The organism is Paenibacillus sp. J31P13, assembly GCF_056269295.1.
In genome coordinates, this window is record NZ_JBWDNR010000014.1 from 1 (window position 1) to 15962 (window position 15962).

General features: G+C 45.9%; 10 protein-coding genes, 1 pseudogene and 1 riboswitch. All 11 genes and pseudogenes read right to left on the reverse strand.

Going from position 1 to position 15962, the window contains the following annotated elements; all coding sequences use genetic code 11:
- Window positions 1-4191 (reverse strand): annotated as a pseudogene (locus tag AC0YOD_RS26230) (hypothetical protein); the annotation flags it as partial.
- Between the two features lie 156 nt (window positions 4192-4347).
- Window positions 4348-5379: a FecCD family ABC transporter permease gene (locus tag AC0YOD_RS26235; RefSeq protein WP_475802301.1), complete on the reverse strand. Its 1032-nt coding sequence runs from the start codon at window positions 5377-5379 to the stop codon at window positions 4348-4350.
- Between the two features lie 2 nt (window positions 5380-5381).
- The gene (locus AC0YOD_RS26240; protein WP_475802302.1) at window positions 5382-6422 is read right to left on the reverse strand and encodes a FecCD family ABC transporter permease; all 1041 of its coding nucleotides are present in this window, start codon (window positions 6420-6422) and stop codon (window positions 5382-5384) included.
- Window positions 6423-6605: 183 nt separating this feature from the next.
- The gene (gene thiO, locus AC0YOD_RS26245) at window positions 6606-7733 is read right to left on the reverse strand and encodes a glycine oxidase ThiO (RefSeq protein WP_475802303.1); all 1128 of its coding nucleotides are present in this window, start codon (window positions 7731-7733) and stop codon (window positions 6606-6608) included.
- A complete protein-coding gene (locus AC0YOD_RS26250; protein WP_475802304.1) occupies window positions 7733-8557 on the reverse strand; it encodes a thiazole synthase in 825 nt (274 codons plus the stop codon). Before AC0YOD_RS26250 ends, thiO begins: the two co-directional genes overlap by 1 nt.
- Before the next feature lie 5 nt (window positions 8558-8562).
- A complete protein-coding gene (gene thiE / locus AC0YOD_RS26255; protein WP_475802305.1) occupies window positions 8563-9417 on the reverse strand; it encodes a thiamine phosphate synthase in 855 nt (284 codons plus the stop codon).
- A gap of 40 nt (window positions 9418-9457) precedes the next feature.
- Window positions 9458-10558, reverse strand: a complete 1101-nt coding sequence (locus AC0YOD_RS26260) for a ThiF family adenylyltransferase (RefSeq protein ID WP_475802306.1) — start codon at window positions 10556-10558, stop codon at window positions 9458-9460.
- A gap of 406 nt (window positions 10559-10964) precedes the next feature.
- A riboswitch (TPP riboswitch) is annotated at window positions 10965-11068 on the reverse strand.
- Between the two features lie 71 nt (window positions 11069-11139).
- Complete coding sequence (locus AC0YOD_RS26265; protein WP_475802307.1) at window positions 11140-12300, reverse strand: glycosyltransferase family 4 protein; 1161 nt, start codon at window positions 12298-12300, stop codon at window positions 11140-11142.
- Between the two features lie 84 nt (window positions 12301-12384).
- On the reverse strand, window positions 12385-13416 hold the full coding sequence (gene ytvI / locus AC0YOD_RS26270) for a sporulation integral membrane protein YtvI (protein ID WP_475802399.1): 1032 nt from the start codon (window positions 13414-13416) through the stop codon (window positions 12385-12387).
- A 98-nt stretch (window positions 13417-13514) separates the two neighbouring features.
- Window positions 13515-14654 (reverse strand): radical SAM/CxCxxxxC motif protein YfkAB, encoded by a 1140-nt coding sequence (gene yfkAB, locus AC0YOD_RS26275; RefSeq protein WP_475802308.1) that lies wholly within the window; start codon window positions 14652-14654, stop codon window positions 13515-13517.
- 132 nt (window positions 14655-14786) lie between these two features.
- Window positions 14787-15905, reverse strand: coding sequence for an HD-GYP domain-containing protein (locus AC0YOD_RS26280; RefSeq protein ID WP_475802309.1), 1119 nt, complete (start codon window positions 15903-15905; stop codon window positions 14787-14789).
- Between the last annotated feature and the right edge of the window lie 57 nt (window positions 15906-15962).

The window sequence follows — 15962 nt, forward strand, 5'->3', positions numbered from 1 at the left end:
TTCTGCGGTTATACTTCCGGTCGTAAGTTGCTCTGCTCCTACGCTCCCAACTGAAAGCTGCTCCGTTCCTACACTTCCAAGGGCAAGCTTCTCTCGCGTTACGCTGCCAACAGCGAGCTGCTCCGTTCCTACACTTTCCTTCACAAGCTTCTCACGCGTGACACTTTCAGACGTGAGTTGCTCCGCTCCTACACTCCCAACTGAAAGCTGCTCTATCCCTATACTTCCAAAGGCGAGCTTCTCTTTCGTTACACTGCCTGCTGAGAGCTGCTCTGTTCCTACACTTTCAAGTGCCAGCTTTTCTGAGGTTACACTGCCTGCTGTGAGTTGCTCCGTTCCTACACTTCCAAGGGCGAGCTTCTCTTTCGTTACACTGCTTGCTGAGAGCTGCTCTGTTCCTACACTTTCAAGTGCCAGCTTTTCTGAGGTTACACTTCCGGTCGTGAGTTGATACGCTCCTACACTCCCAACTGAAAGCTGCTCCGTTCCTACGCTTCCAAGTGCAAGCTTCTCTCTCGTTACACTGCTTGCTGAAAGCTGATCTGTTCCTACACTTTCCTTCGCAAGCTTCACTCGCGTTACACTTTCAGCTGTGAGTTGCTCCGCTCCTACACTCCCAACTGAAAGTTGCTCCGTTCCTACACTTCCAAGTGCAAGCTTCTCTCTCGTTACACTGCCTGCTGATAGCTGCTCTGTTCCTACACTTTCGAGCACAAGCTTCTCTGTCGTTACGCTGCCGGCTGAGAGTTCTTCGGTTCCCACACTTCCCTGCGCAAGCTTTTCCGAAGTTACACTTCCAGCCGTAAGCTGCTCTGTTCCTACACTTCCTACCGCAAGCTTTTCTAAAGTTACACTGCTTGCTGCGAGTTGCTCTGTTCCTACGCTTTCCTGCGCAAGCTTCTCTCTTGTTACGCTGCCAGCAGAGAGTTCCTCTGCTCCCACACTTCCCAGAGCAAGCTTATCTGAGGTTACACTTCCAGCAGTGAGCTGATTCGTTCCTACACTTCCCACAGCTAGCTTCTCTATCGTTACACTCCCATCAGAGAGTTGCTCCGCTCCAATACTTCCTAGTGCCAGCTTCTCTGACGTTACACTGCTGTCCAACAGATGCTCCGCTCCAACGCTTCCTGGCGCCAGCTTCTCTGATGTTACACTTCCAGCAGCGAGCTGCTCTGTCCCTACACTTTCTAGCGCAAGCTTATCAGTCGTTACACTTCCTAATGAGAGCTGCTCCGTACTAATGGCTCCAGCTTGAATTTGTTCTCCGCCAACTGCTCCCGGAGACAGCTTATCTCGCGTAACAGCGCCATCACACAATTGCTCACTGCCAACACTGTCACTTGAAAGCTGTTTAATGCCAATCGTTCCTTGCTTTAGCTTGCTGCCTGGAATACTATCCTCTGCTAGCTTATTGAATGCAAGCACATCATCGGCAAGGTGAGCCAACGTAATTGTACTCTTTCGTATATGATAGCCTTGAATGGAATCCGATTTCAGATGCTTGCCGGCAAGCGACTCAAGCTGTACATGTTCACTAGACACCGAATCTTGCGCAAGCTTCGCTCGTGTAACAGCTCCATCCTGCAAGGCTTGCTCACCGATACATTCATCCATTAAATGCTCCGCAAAAATCGAATTCGGTTGCAGCTGCTTCGTGCTAATTGCCAGATCGGCTATTTTATCAGACGTAATAGCTCCCTCGGCTACATGAGCTGTTTTAACTGCCGATATTTGAATCGTGTCTGAATGAACAGAACCGGCTTGCAGCTGCTTCGCCCCAATAACTCCAGCAGTCAGCTTTTCCTCAGTAATAGAGTCATTCACCAAATGAATACCATGAATGCTCCCTTCGCTCAAATGGATGCCGAGCACTGATTCATTAGCCAAATGACGACTCTGCACCGCTTCATGTGCGATGTGTTTAGATTGCACTGAGCCGGCTGACAGCTTAATCGCAGTAATAGCGTTGTCTTGAATAATGTCTGGTCCTATAATTTGAACACCTAAATGATTAATGCCAATGGCTCCAGCTCCAATATGGTCAGAACGGATAGAATCATTCTGAATATGACTGGCATTTATCGCTTGCTTCGCGATGTTACCAGAAATTATTGCATGCGGTGCTATCTTTGAGCTTGTGACGCTTGAGTCCGCAAGCTTCACGCTTGTTATACTTAAATCAGTCAGCTTATCCGTCGTAACGGACTCAGGCGAGAGCTTAAGTGAATTTACAACATGATCCGCTAAGTGATGAGAGAAAACAGCTCCTGGCCCGATGTATCGCTCTGTCACAGCTCCGAACGCCAGTTTATCGCTTGTGACCGCTCCGCTTTGAAGCTTCTCCGTATTCACCGCGTCAAGAGATAAATGTCGGCTTTCGATGATGTCTGACTTCAAATGCTCTCCATTCACAGCACCCGAAGAAATCGACGCTTCCGTCACAGACCCAGCTGAGAAATGATACGCTCGGATAGCTTCCGACGCTAGTTTTTGGAAAGTAATGCTCTCATCCTGCAAATGAATGGTTCCTACGGACTCACCTGCCAAAACCGAGCTGTCCACCGCGCCTTCAGTGAGCTTGCACCTCGAAATGGATTCATCAGCAATTTGTGCCATCCCTACTGCTTGTAAGCCGATATGTTCCTCACGAACAGCCTGGGGAGCCAGCTTTTCTTCGTTAATGATACCGTCCTGTAAGTGATCGCTGATAATAACTTTTCTCGAAATATGCTTTGTTGTAACAGAAGCTGCTGTAAGATGTCTTCCAGTGATTTGCGCCTCAGCGATATGATCAGAACCTACGCTATCCCTTCCGAGATGGCGGCTATGCACAGAATTATTGGTCAGCTTCTGAGCATTTACGCTTTGGTCTGAAAGCTTGGATAACGTTACGGAATGGTCAACGATTTTGATTGTGGATACAGATTGATCAGCCAGCTTGGTGGAGTTTACTGATTGGTCTGTAAGATGTCCGCTGTTAATTTGCTCTGTTCCGATGTGTACGCTCTGAATCGCTGCTCTTTGCAAATGAGACGAAGACACCGAGCTGTCCGCCAATTGTTCGGATGCGATTACCTTTTTTTGCAGCTCTCTTGCTCCGACCGCCCCTTCCGCTAGATGCTCGGATGCGATTTCTCCGGTGGCCAAATGCTTTCCCCCGATAATTCCCACAGCCACATGTTCAGCTAGTAAAATGCCCGGCTTTAGATGACTTGATTGAATAGCCTCGGGAGCTATTTTTTCACTGATAATGGCCTCGTCGCGAAGCTTGGATGAGGTTATCGCTCCGTCAGACAGCTTGGAGTTGTCGATGATTTGGTTAGCCAAATTTTCAGACTGTATCGCACCGCTTTTGATTTTTTCAGATGAGATAGCTTGCTCCGCTATGAGCTCCTCCGTAATAAGAAATGATTTCAAATGCCTTGAATCAATTGAGCCATCCGCAATTTTGTAAGCATCAATTACCCGATCAGCAAATTTATCTGAAGTAATGCTTCCGCTTTGCAGTTTGCTCCCTGAAATGGAATGATCTAATATCTTATCTCCGTTTATTGCATTATTCGTTAAATGAATAGAGGATATGGAATCCACTGCGATTTTAGATGAATTAATGGCCCCATCCGCAATGTGGATGTTTGATACAGCATAATCAGCAATGGCATCCCCATGGATGCTGCCGCTGGCAATTTTGCTGCTATCAATCGCAGCTGGAGCAATTTTTGCAGCCGTTATCGATTTATCGACTACATCATCCGTATAGATAAAGGGGATAGGAGCATTCGGATTTTGTTTTTCCTCAACCAATTCCCTTTTCTCTTCAAAACTAAAACTTCTTATTTGCTCTGTAAGCTGTTCAATGTCGTCAATGTCTTCCAAGTCTTCAATATCCTCAATGTCGTCAATGTCCTCAATGTCTTTAAACTCTTCCTGCTGCTGAACTGGCTCTATTCCTGTCATTTCAATTCCTGCTTGCTCAATTGGTATCTCATTGAGCGACAAAACTGCATTTACATTAACCTTTTTTTCCGCTTCATCCGCTGCTTGTTTGGACGTTTTGTCTGCTGCAGCCTTCGCAGCTGCTTTTTTCTTATTCAATTCATCCAGCCACTTTAACTCGGAAGTATTCGGATTATCGACATAAAAAAGCGGCTTCCGCCCCTTCGGGCTTTTTCCTTTTCTGCTTTTTGCCATTGTCCTCTCCTTCTCCCACCTGAAATGTCATAGGCAATATATGCATTGACCCATAGGCTGGATACTGGAAGCGAAGACAAAAATCTTTTCTTAAGGAGGAACATACGAAAAAAACCGCACCAGCAAAGGCTGTGCGCGGCTTCTATTAACAACAATTTACTTTGAACGGGATAATAAGAATAGAAAATAAGGGGCTCCGATAACAGCAACTACGATTCCAACAGGAATTTCGGATGGTTGAAAAGCCCACCGTGCAAGGGTGTCTGATACGATAACTAACAAAGCACCCACTAGTGCCGACGTTGGTAATAACGCTCCATGCTTTGGTCCAACAAGCCGTCTTGCCAGGTGAGGTGAAATCAGTCCTACAAAACCAATCCCGCCACCGACAGCAACGCATGAGCCTGCTAAGCCAACCGATGCTGCAAGCAGCCAAGCCCTCTCCTTATTCACTTGCGCTCCTAATCCTGTCGCCAATTGGTCGCCAAGATTCAACGCATTAAGCACCTTGGATTTATAGAGTACGAATGGAAAAATAATAATAAGCCACGGCAGTAACGCAAGCACATACTTCCAATTCGTTCCCCAGATACTGCCTGCCATCCATACAGCATAAAAATTATATTGATTGGGATCAAGCCGCAGGGTTAGTATTTGTGTGGCTGCGGCTATCCCAGCTGCTACAGCGATACCAACTAAAATCATTCGTGTGGGCAATAAGCCTTTATGCTTCTTGTAAGAAAGAACATAAATGAGCAGCGCAGTAGAGGCTGCCCCGATCAAAGCGAGTATCGGCATCAAAAAAATGGAACCGCGCTCTGAAGTTGGGTAGTATGTAATAAATAAAATAACGGCTAGTCCTGCACCTGCGTTTATACCAAGAAGCCCAGGGTCCGCAAGCGGATTACGTGATAAACCTTGAATAATGCATCCTGATACCGCAAAACCTGCACCGATCAAAATGGAAATAACGATCCTCGGCAAGCGAAAATCAAATAATATAAGCTCTTGGTTAACCGTACCAGCACCAAATAATGTTTTGACAACCTCTAATGGCGTTAATCGAATAAGACCCGTATTCATACTAATAATAAATGCAGCAATAATCATTACACCAAGCGTGATCATGACTATCGTTGAACGTCTTCTTCTACGCTGTTCGGTTTCCGTAATAAATAATGAATTCATCGCTATTCCCCCTTCATTTTAGAGATGAGATACAAGAAGAAGGGAACACCGATTACAGCGATAATAACACCGACCGGCGTTTCATGCAGCGGATTAACCATACGAGAGCCTATATCTGCGAGCAGCATCAATAGACTTCCAAGCACAGCCGAACAAGGAATAATCCAGCGATAGTCTACACCAACTAGAGCTCTCGCAATGTGTGGGATTATAAGACCAACAAGGCCAATGGAACCTACTGATGATACAGATATGCCGGCCAAAAGTAATACGACAAGCACACCCGCTGCTTTGACCAAGCCTGTCCGCTGTCCGAGTCCCTTAGAAACTTCCTCACCTAAGCTTAGAAGTGTAATGGAACGTGAAAGAGCAACAGCAGCTAGCAATCCACCTAATAACCATGGAGCAGCAACTTGAATTTGAGTCCATTTTGTTCCGGCAAGTCCTCCAGCATACCAAAAGGCCAAATCCTGACCGATGCGGAAATAGATTGCTATTCCTTCTGTCAAAGCAAGCAAAAGTGCGCCTACCGCTGCTCCAGCCAAAGTTAAACGAACCGGTGTTAATCCTCCTTTAGCCATAGAACTAATCCCATAGACGAGCCCAAGTCCTACAGCCGCTCCTGCAAAACAGATGACCATAAGTCCTGTATACGACACAGACGGAAAAAAGGCAAAACAAACAGCCAGCATAAAAGCAGCACCGGCATTTACCCCAAGCAAACTGGAATCGGCAAGGGGGTTCCGTGTCATTCCTTGCATGACTGCGCCGGAAACAGCAAATGCAGCACCTACTAATGCACCCGCCAGCGCACGCGGCATACGCAGCTCTTTAATAATTTGATGATGTGTCAGGTTCGGATTAAAATGGAAAACAGATTCCCAAACCGTAGATAAACTAATGTTCGCAGCCCCTACAGAAATAGATAGGGCTAAGGAAAATAGTAATGCAGCACATCCGCCAATCAAAATAATAGTAGCCGTAATCGGCCGCGTGCGCAGTTTTGCGCCCTTCAATTCTTTCGCACTAGAACTAGAAGCCATCCTCTAACTACCTTTCCTTATGTAAACTTGGGTTTATAAGTATAATCCTATAAACATATTTTCCGTAGTAATTAAATTGCTATTCCGTACTTATGTAAAAAAATAAATCCACTTCATTGATAACGATTATCGTTTTCAATATAGCAGATTTTTTTATTTTTTTCAATGCTATTATGAATACATTCATCCACCAGCCGAAAAACGATTAGGTGCAAATGCAGAAATTTTATTCTGATTCGCTTTCCCTTCCAACAAATCAGCAACAATAGAAGCCGTAATTGGACTTAATAAAATGCCATTGCGATAATGCCCAGCCGCCATTATAACCGACGGATTAGCGTTCAGCATGCCTAGAAGCGGAAGGCCATCTCTCGTAGCAGGACGTAAGCCCGCCCAGCGATGCACTGTCTCTTTCTTTTCTAAATAGGGAAACAAACGGTTACTGCTTCGAATTAAACGTCCTATGCCGCGGTCAGTTACCCTTGTATCAAAGCCGGCTACATCCTCAGATGCTCCGCAAACAAGCCTGTTATTTCCCTTGCCCACCCAATAGGCTTGGCTTGAGAAGATCATATGATGTACTTCATTCTTTTCACGCTGAAAAGCGCATATCTGTCCTCTAATAGGATGAATCGGAATAGAGAGACCAAACCAATTCTCATAGGAGCTGGTCCAAGCACCTGCGCTCACAACGAGCCTATCCGCATGGACGATATTCTCCACAGCACGGGCACGGACAGATACACCGCCGCTGGAATGAACAACTGCCTCCTCGATTTCCCCTGCCTGATCCAGTAATTTCACGCCCAGCCTTCGACATGCTGCTTCCAGCGCCTCAACGAGCTTAGGTGCATATACATGACTTTCATGCGGCATAAATACACCGGAAAAAGCAGATTTCGCAAGCATTGGCTCCAGCTTGCGGAGTTGATTCCCATCAATCAACTCCCCGTCCGCTCCCCATTCATTTTGCCATTGCAAACGCGATAGAATAGGCAACTCATCCGCCTCATGCATGAATACATTGATGCTGCCGCTTTTCATCCACTCTGTAGATACTCCGGATAGCTCTTCTACTCTCTCTATCCATCCCGGGTAGCTTCTTAGGCTGCTGAGACAAAGTTGGAAAAAATCATCCGGCTGCTCTGTATTTTCGGAGAAAGGAGCAAGCATACCTGCTGCTGCTCCAGATGCTTGCCCGCCTAGCTTGCCAGGCTCGATTAGCGTAACTTCCATACCTCTACACGCTGCTTCAAAGGCACTCGATAGTCCAATAATGCCTCCGCCCAGCACGATAACCGATTGCGGCATTACGATTCCTCTCCTTTAAAGCTGACTGATGCTGTTTCATAGAGGGAGCCTGCCCAATCACTGCTTGCCGAAGCGTAGCGCTTCTTAGGAATACGACCTGCAAGTCTCGCTAAACGTCCCGCTTCAATCGCTAAACGGAACGCGCGCGCCATTCGCACGGGGTCCTGTGCTTTCGCGATCGGCGTATTTGCTAGAATACCAGCCGCTCCAAGCTCCATCGCCTCCGCTGCATCCTTTGGTGAGCCAATGCCGGCATCAATGATCACAGGCACCTTTGATTGCTCTGCAATAAGTCCCAAATTATACGGATTTAACAAGCCTAATCCAGTTCCGATGGGCGATCCGCCCGGCATTACGGCTGCTGCTCCCGCTTCCTCCAGCTTACGGCATAGCATCGGATCGTCTGAGGTATATGGCAATACAATAAATCCTTCTTTGGCAAGCTGTTCCGTTGCGCGCAGCGTCTCAATGGGATCAGGAAGCAGCGTACGCGGATCACCGCTAATTTCAACCTTGATCCACTCGCCTAGACCAGCCGCACGAGCGAGTCTCGCAATTCGAACGGCTTCCTCTGCCGTTCTTGCGCCTGATGTATTGGGTAAATATATAATCGATTTTCCTTCAATATGCTGCAGCACGGAATCATCCTCAACACTCTCCAGATTAACACGCCGTACCGCGAACGTAATGACCTCGGAGCCAGATGCCTCGAGAGCTTGCTGCAGGACAGCCGGACTAGGAAATCGTCCCGTTCCAAATAAGAAGCGAGATGAAAGTGTATGACCTCCTATTACGAAAGGATCCTCGTTCCAACTTGTAACCATCCTCTTCAGCCCCCTCCTACAAAATGTATAAGCTCTACAACAGAGCCGCTATGAAGCTTTGTATCCGCCCATAATGCGCGTTGCACAATTACGCCGTCCAGCTCGATAATGAGCTTTTTATTATGTTGTCCTAGAGCTATAACCAGCTCCTCGACGGTCTTCGCAGCCGTTTGCTCTTCGATTCCGTTCACCATCAATCGCCTCTGCTCTCGTCCATGCACGGCCCCAGCGAAGTGGATGCTTTCCAGTAATGAACGACAGACGCCTGCTGGATCTGAGCTGCCCACAATTGCAGATACAGCGCATATTCGCGTCGCTCCAGCAGCAAGTACCTCATTCACATTCTCTTCCGTAATGCCGCCTATCGCCACAAACGGTATGGATACTGCCCTTGCTGCCTCTGTAACATAGCTTGTGGTAACAGCAGCTCGCCCCGGCTTCGTATCCGTTGGAAAAACAGGTCCTACACCGATATAATCAGCACCGTTTTGTTCTGCATCCAAAGCTTGCTTCACATGATGTGTTGAGATGCCAATAATTCGATCAGGTCCTAACATCCGCCTTGCCTCTGCAATGGACATATCATCTTGCCCTAAATGAACGCCATCTGCACCCGACTCCAGAACGATATCCGGATAATCGTTAATGATGAAGGGTACGTTGTATTTTCTAGTTAAAACCCGCAATGCTTTAGCTTGTTCCAGCACCTCTGCTCTTGTACCTGTTTTATTTCGAAGCTGTAAAATTTGCGCCCCTCCGACCAGCGCCTGCTCCATTACTTCAATCATGGGTCTCCCCGGATGATTGGCCTCAGCGGTTATGACGTACAATTGAAAGTCCAGCCAATTTTTTTTGCTCATTCGTTCTCATCCCCTCTTTCTAAAATCGATTTCAGTCTTATTACTCCAACAAACCAAGTAAGTAATGTCTACAAATCGCAACCGCCTCATCTGAATCAGTCGTACCTTGTACGAGCACTCGTCCATCCCCAAAAATAACAAGCCGCAAATCATTGGGAAGCATGGCACGCACGAGATAACGATTTACGGTTAATGAAATATTCATCTCTTTTAGATACGCTTCAACACTCACTAGGCTAAGTTTTCCGCCAAGACTCACCTGTACGGTATCCCTGCCGCAAAGCACCGCTGAACTTATTTCTTCGTCTTGTGAATCAAAATAAGGGCCGGTCTCTGTTCCTGTCTCTACCCATCCGTCATTGGCCCCTTCATCGTTCAGCTTGCCGCAGACGGGACAATCCTCCCTACCCGGCGGCAGCTTTGATTCCCTCAGCTTGAATGACCATAGATCAACACTTAGCCAAGTTTGACGCATTGCTGCTTCATTTCCGGTAAGCAGCTTGATCGCTTCTGCCGCTTGCAAGGAAGCTATAAAGGAAACTGCTGGAGCAAGTACACCAACCGTATCGCATGTATCAACTTCGCCCTCTGACTCCTTCACACCGATCAAGCAACGCAAACAAGCCGTTTGACCAGGTATGAGTGTTGCATTCATACCTTGAGCACCTGCAACACCGCCATAAATAAATGGAATTCTATGCTCAAAGCAACTGTCACTCATGACAAATCTTGTCGCTGCGTTATCAGTCCCATCAAGGACAACATGTACGCCAGCGGAAAGATCTTCCGCATTTCCTTTATTCACATCCACTACATATGGAGTAATATGAACTTCCCTATTTATTTTTTGAAGCTTATTAGCTGCTGCTACAGCCTTTGGAAGGATGGCTAACGCATCGGCTTCATCGAACAATGTTTGCCTTTGCAAATTACTAGGCTCCACGTAATCACGATCTACCAGCCTAACCTCTCCTACACCAGCTCGAACCATATGCTCCGCAAGAGCTGTGCCAAGCGCACCAACGCCGACAATAAGCACGCAAGAGTCAGCAAGCTTTAGTTGTCCCCTCTGGCCTATCTTAGAGAATCTAACTTGTCTCGAATAACGATCCGACCATATCGAATCTCCCTCATCATGCATGAATCATACTCCTTGCTGCTCTCAAGCAAAAGCTACACCTTTGTGAAAGCCGATTATTTCTGATTCCCAAAACAAAAAAACCTCCCAAACGGAATAATAAGAATTCCTCCTAGAGGTCTATACAAGCACTAAGAAAGTTTGAAGCACCGCTGTCATGCATACCTGTAACAGACTGCATGAACGGTTATCGCCGGGCGAAGATCGGTTTCACCAATCATCTCTGACAAGATGAAATGTGTCCTATCCAACAAAAAAAAACCGCTCCGGCGAAGGAGCGGTTGAAATGTGTCGTCAGTTACGAGTTCCCTTCCGAAAGTAGAAATACCGGAGGAAGGGCTGCTCTGTCATTCGTCCTATTCAAGCTGATACTTCAGCTCTCAGACAGAGTCGCACTCGCGCTTTGCATGAACGCACAATCCCACTTTCCTACGCTGGCATAACCCAGATCAGGTTCAAAGGGACCAAAGCATTCGCTTTATCTCAGCCGTAACGGCGCCCCTAGTGGATATCCTTGTTTGACTATACAGTCAAAGAAAGATTGCTGTCAACCCTGTATTTCCCATAACCACTACAAATCATGTTTACTTTATTCCGCTTTCCTTCATCAGTTTTTTCCAACGATTTGCCGTATGACGCCATGTAAATGTCTGATTCACTCGCTCACGGCTGCGGCGGCCTTGCTTCTGCCGCAGCTTCTTATCACTCAATAGCAGCTGTAATTTCTCCTTCAACCCCGCTTCAACAGCAGTCGGACTAACCAGATAACCCGTTACGCCATTTCGTATAATTTCTTTCATGCCTCCTGCACGAGTAGCAACAACAGGGACTCCACATGACATTGCCTCTACATTGACAAGACCAAATGCTTCTCGTTGACCTGACGGGACGACGGCGATATCGGCAACGAGCATCCAGCTGGGCACCTCAGAATGGGGTACGTAAGGAACAAAACGAACATGACCCGCGCTCTTTTTTCCTAACCGCTCCAACTTGCGCGCATATGCAGTTTTGCGATGCGACCCATAGAATGGACTCCCTACAATGACGACTAAAAGATCGGGATGTTTTCTTGCTAGCTCTGGAACGATGTTAAGCAAATGGTGCACGCCTTTGAGCGGAATAAGTCTTCCCATGAACAGCACAACTTTTTTGCCGGTCATTCCTCTTTTCTTTCGGAGTCTATTCCTTTCAGCTGCACCCTTAGGTGAGTATTGTGAAGGAAAGCGCACCGTATCGACACCAGGATAAATGACATGCAGCTTTGCAGCGATCTTAGGCACTTTGGATATGACGAGTTGCTTCAAAAATTGGCTGTTTACGATGATTTTATCAGCCGCGCTCAAACAAGCACGCAGTTTAGCAGGAGAAATATGCGCCGGGCTAATAAACGTAGAGGAATGCAAATAAAGCCAGACAGGTTTGCCTGGGTTTATTCCTTTGATAATGGGAACAAATTGCGGACGATTCTCGACATCTATGACATTTGGTACAAAACGTCGGACTGCATGTGAGACCGCATGAATATACTTCTGCTTGTTGGCCGCAGAGAACCTTTCACAAACAATACCTTTAAACTTACCTCTACGAGGCAGCCGATTGCTTAATCTTCCGAAAATTCGAGGTTCCGCATATGGCTTTAACAGTGGAGCGAATTTCTCTACAACCCTCTCAACAGAGCTGCTTCCTGGTGATGGAATAGGAAAGGAACCCGGGGTAACAATCGCAACTTTAATAGATGCCATTTATACGAAAGCCTCCTATATGATCTGCTATTTGCAGTATCATACGCTCCGTCCAAATGGTTTGACACGGCAATACGTTCGTTCTTAAAGCTTGATTTTCAATTGGAATAATCCTGCCTTGCGAGCAGCCATATAGATAATCACAACTAACGGTCCGATAAAAACACCAACCACTCCGACAAGCTTGAAGCCAACATACAAGCTTATGAGCGCTGACAATGAACCGATGCCTACGGCATCTCCAAGAATTTTTGGTTCCACGATACGCCGAAATACTGTAATGATAAGAAATAGCACGATTAGTCCTAAACCGGTGAAGACATCCCCGGTAAGCATGAGATAGGTGCCCCAAGGCACAAGCACAGACCCCGTTCCAAGGATCGGCATAATATCGACGATAATAATGAGTAAAGCGATGGCAAGTGGGTATTTTACATCCAAAATAAGCAAACCGACTAATGAAAGAATATATGTAAGGGCACTTAATATGAATTGTGATCGCAAGAAACCGAATATTGATTTTCTCAAGTTGACCAGCACTTCGCTAACCTGCGGCTGCGATTTCTCGTCAAACAGGGATAATACCGTCGTCTTCATCGTATTCAGGCTGTAACTCATCATATATACTGCAACTAAAAAAACGATAAAAAAAATAAACATGCCAGGGATGCTGGACGCGAATGCAAGCACCGAGTTGGATAAATTCCCTACTAAATTAGTAATGGCCCTCGTCAGCTCCATCAGCCAGGTTTCTATTGTTTCTGCGGTATCGGGAGGGAAATTTTGATAGAGGGATTGTGCTTGATTAATAAGATCATCAATCATGCTATTCGCATTCTCAAAATAGTTGGGCACTCTTTTGAAAAAAGCGATAAGCTCCGCAATGACCTTGACACCAAGCAAAGCAATCAAGCCAATTAATATGATCGAAAAAAGTGTACTAGAGATGGTGGCAGCCAGCAGTCTATTCATTCGAAACCTGTTCATTAACAAACCGTTAAGCGGCTCCAAAAATATAGCTATGACCAAAGCAAGCAAGAAGGGAGCTCCTACAGTAAATAGTAGGTATATCAGCAATAATCCAAGAGCAATAAATACAAGCGTCTTAATGGACAGAAAGCTTTCCCCCCTTCTATTATGCTATATGCAAGAAGTGGTGTTCATAAACCTTACAATTTGGTCTTTTCAAATACAGCCTTCCATCTACTCATACTCTAATCTAATATCGCGCTGCGTTGATGGAAATCAACAGATTTGTAATACATATCCTTCACAAGAAGGTTCGGACCACAGCATGACGCTGCTGGACAGTGGCAATTGACACTTTGTGCTAGCGTATGGTCAAGCCAGGTCTCAAAGATATCATCCAGCTTGGAGGAAGCAATATTGCCAAAAGAAGACACATCAGAGAAATCCGTTACGAAGACGTCGCCGGTAAATAAATTAACATTGAGACGATTTCGTCCGTCTGGATCATTTCGCATTGTTACATTCGGTTCGTTTGCCAATCTCGTCAGCAGCTTCCGTTCATTTTCCTGCTCGCTGCAATGATAGAAGGGCAGAGTACCAAAGAGCATCCAAACTGATTTGTCTCTCGTTAAAAGCAGACGATCAATTGCCTCTACCATTTGTTCCCTTGAGATCACTGGCAGATCCTTAGCGAAGGAACTCGGGTACATTGGATGCACTTCATGGCGCTGACAGCCCATCTCAACGATAAGTCTATGAATTTCGTCCATTTTATTGTGTGTTCGGTAGTTGATCATGGACTCCGCAGAAACGAGAACCCCGGTTTCACTTAAAAGCCGTGCATTTTCTATCATTCTGTCATAAAGCTTCGTCGCCGCCTGCAATGAAACACTATGTCCCGCCTTAGCGAAACCAATCTCATGGAAATCCTCCGGTGACGTGTAATTGAATGAAATATGCATAACATCTAGATAGGGAGCCAATTGCTCGTATCTGCTATATGGAAGAGTTATATTGGAATTGATTTGTGAACGAATGCCACGACTGCGGGCATATTGGAGTAAAGGCACCATATAGTCCTTTACCGTTCGATCGGAGAAGGAAGGCTCCCCGCCTGTAATGCTGATCGTCTCAAGATGCTCGACTTCCTCAAGTCTGTCCAGCATCTGTTTTAGAGGCATCTTTGCGGGTTCGTTTATAACGAGTGTATCGCCAACGGCACAATGCTCGCACCGCATATTGCATAAATTTGAAACGGTCATTTCGACACTGGTTAAACGATGTCTGCCATGCTGCTTCAACGAAGAAATCGGATCCCACGGATCATTCGTTGGGGATAGCGCAGTAAGTGTCTTGTAGGCATGTTGTGAGTCTATTGTATTCATTTATTCAGCACCTGACTTCATTTTCTGGAATGAAACATTCTCTTTTTATTGTAATCCTCGCTTCGGTAGGAAGCAAATAAATCAACAAAAAAAGAAAAAAGAAGCCTATTTGGCTCCTTTACGCATAGTGGATCAAACACTTGCAGCATGCACTTCTTCCGCAGTATCGTCATTCACTTTTACAATCATCATATTCAAATGCTTCGATAAATCCAACTCGTAAGGGGAATGAAGCTCTTCACCTGCTTCATTATACAAGACTCGGATAATCGGTCTATGCGGATAAGAGTGATTCAAATCTGCAACGACGCCCGTGTCTCCCGTTTGCAGCTTGACCGAAATACCGATTGGATAGATGGCTACCTTATCACGGAATAGCTGCAGCATTCGCTGCTCGTACAACGTACCAGAGCCTGCATATAAACGTTCCACAGCATCATGAGGCAGCATTGGCGTACTGTATACACGATTTGTTGTCATGGCATCGTAAGAATCTACTAAGCCGATCCATTTTGCATATTCATGTATATCATTTCCTTTTATACCACGCGGATAACCGCTCCCATCAATTCGTTCATGATGCTGCAGAGCGCAATGCGCAACAATGAGAGGAAGATTAGGCTCATCCTTTAACATCTGAAATCCGATCATAGCATGCTGCTGCATCTCTTCGAATTCTTCTTTCGTAAGGGAGCCCGGTTTTCTCAGCATATCGATTGAAATTCGGGTCTTTCCAATATCATGAAGAAGCGCACCCATACCAATCGTTGTGAGCTCATCTCGCGAATATCCATTCGCCATGCCAAGGAGAGTTGTATATACACACACATTTAAGGAATGTTGAAACAAATAATGATCGATGGAGTTCATATCCATCAGCATGATCATTGCATCCTCATGCGCCGATAAATCATCGATAATCATATTCATCATATCCTTGAGCGGTCGAGCTATATAAGGGTATGTCGCACCCTTCTTCAACTTTGGACGATCCATCATCTCACGAAAGCTTGTACGTACCTCTCGGAGTGCGATCTGCATCGTATCCTCACTGATTAAAGAAGGCATGATAATATCATCTGTCTTCGGATCAGCTATGTTCACATATTGTATTCCGCATTTTTCTAAACGGGAAATAAGACTATTGGTAAGCTCTATGTTTTCAGCTAAGAGGACTACGCCCTCTTGGGAAAATATTTTTTTCGCCAGCTTCATTCCTGGCTTACAATTCGCAATTGGCAGCAACCGCATTTTCTCGATCCTTCCCGTAAATGATATGCTAACTATTACATCGGAAAAAGCCGATCG

What these genes read in the sequence shown, in the direction of transcription:
- AC0YOD_RS26235 (WP_475802301.1), bottom strand. Translation starts at nt 5,379, where the DNA reads ATGAATTCATTATTTATTACGGAAACCGAACAGCGTAGAAGAAGACGT.
- AC0YOD_RS26240 (WP_475802302.1), bottom strand. Translation starts at nt 6,422, where the DNA reads ATGGCTTCTAGTTCTAGTGCGAAAGAATTGAAGGGCGCAAAACTGCGC.
- thiO (WP_475802303.1), bottom strand. Translation starts at nt 7,733, where the DNA reads ATGCCGCAATCGGTTATCGTGCTGGGCGGAGGCATTATTGGACTATCG.
- AC0YOD_RS26250 (WP_475802304.1), bottom strand. Translation starts at nt 8,557, where the DNA reads ATGGTTACAAGTTGGAACGAGGATCCTTTCGTAATAGGAGGTCATACA.
- thiE (WP_475802305.1), bottom strand. Translation starts at nt 9,417, where the DNA reads ATGAGCAAAAAAAATTGGCTGGACTTTCAATTGTACGTCATAACCGCT.
- AC0YOD_RS26260 (WP_475802306.1), bottom strand. Translation starts at nt 10,558, where the DNA reads ATGCATGATGAGGGAGATTCGATATGGTCGGATCGTTATTCGAGACAA.
- AC0YOD_RS26265 (WP_475802307.1), bottom strand. Translation starts at nt 12,300, where the DNA reads ATGGCATCTATTAAAGTTGCGATTGTTACCCCGGGTTCCTTTCCTATT.
- yfkAB (WP_475802308.1), bottom strand. Translation starts at nt 14,654, where the DNA reads ATGAATACAATAGACTCACAACATGCCTACAAGACACTTACTGCGCTA.
- AC0YOD_RS26280 (WP_475802309.1), bottom strand. Translation starts at nt 15,905, where the DNA reads ATGCGGTTGCTGCCAATTGCGAATTGTAAGCCAGGAATGAAGCTGGCG.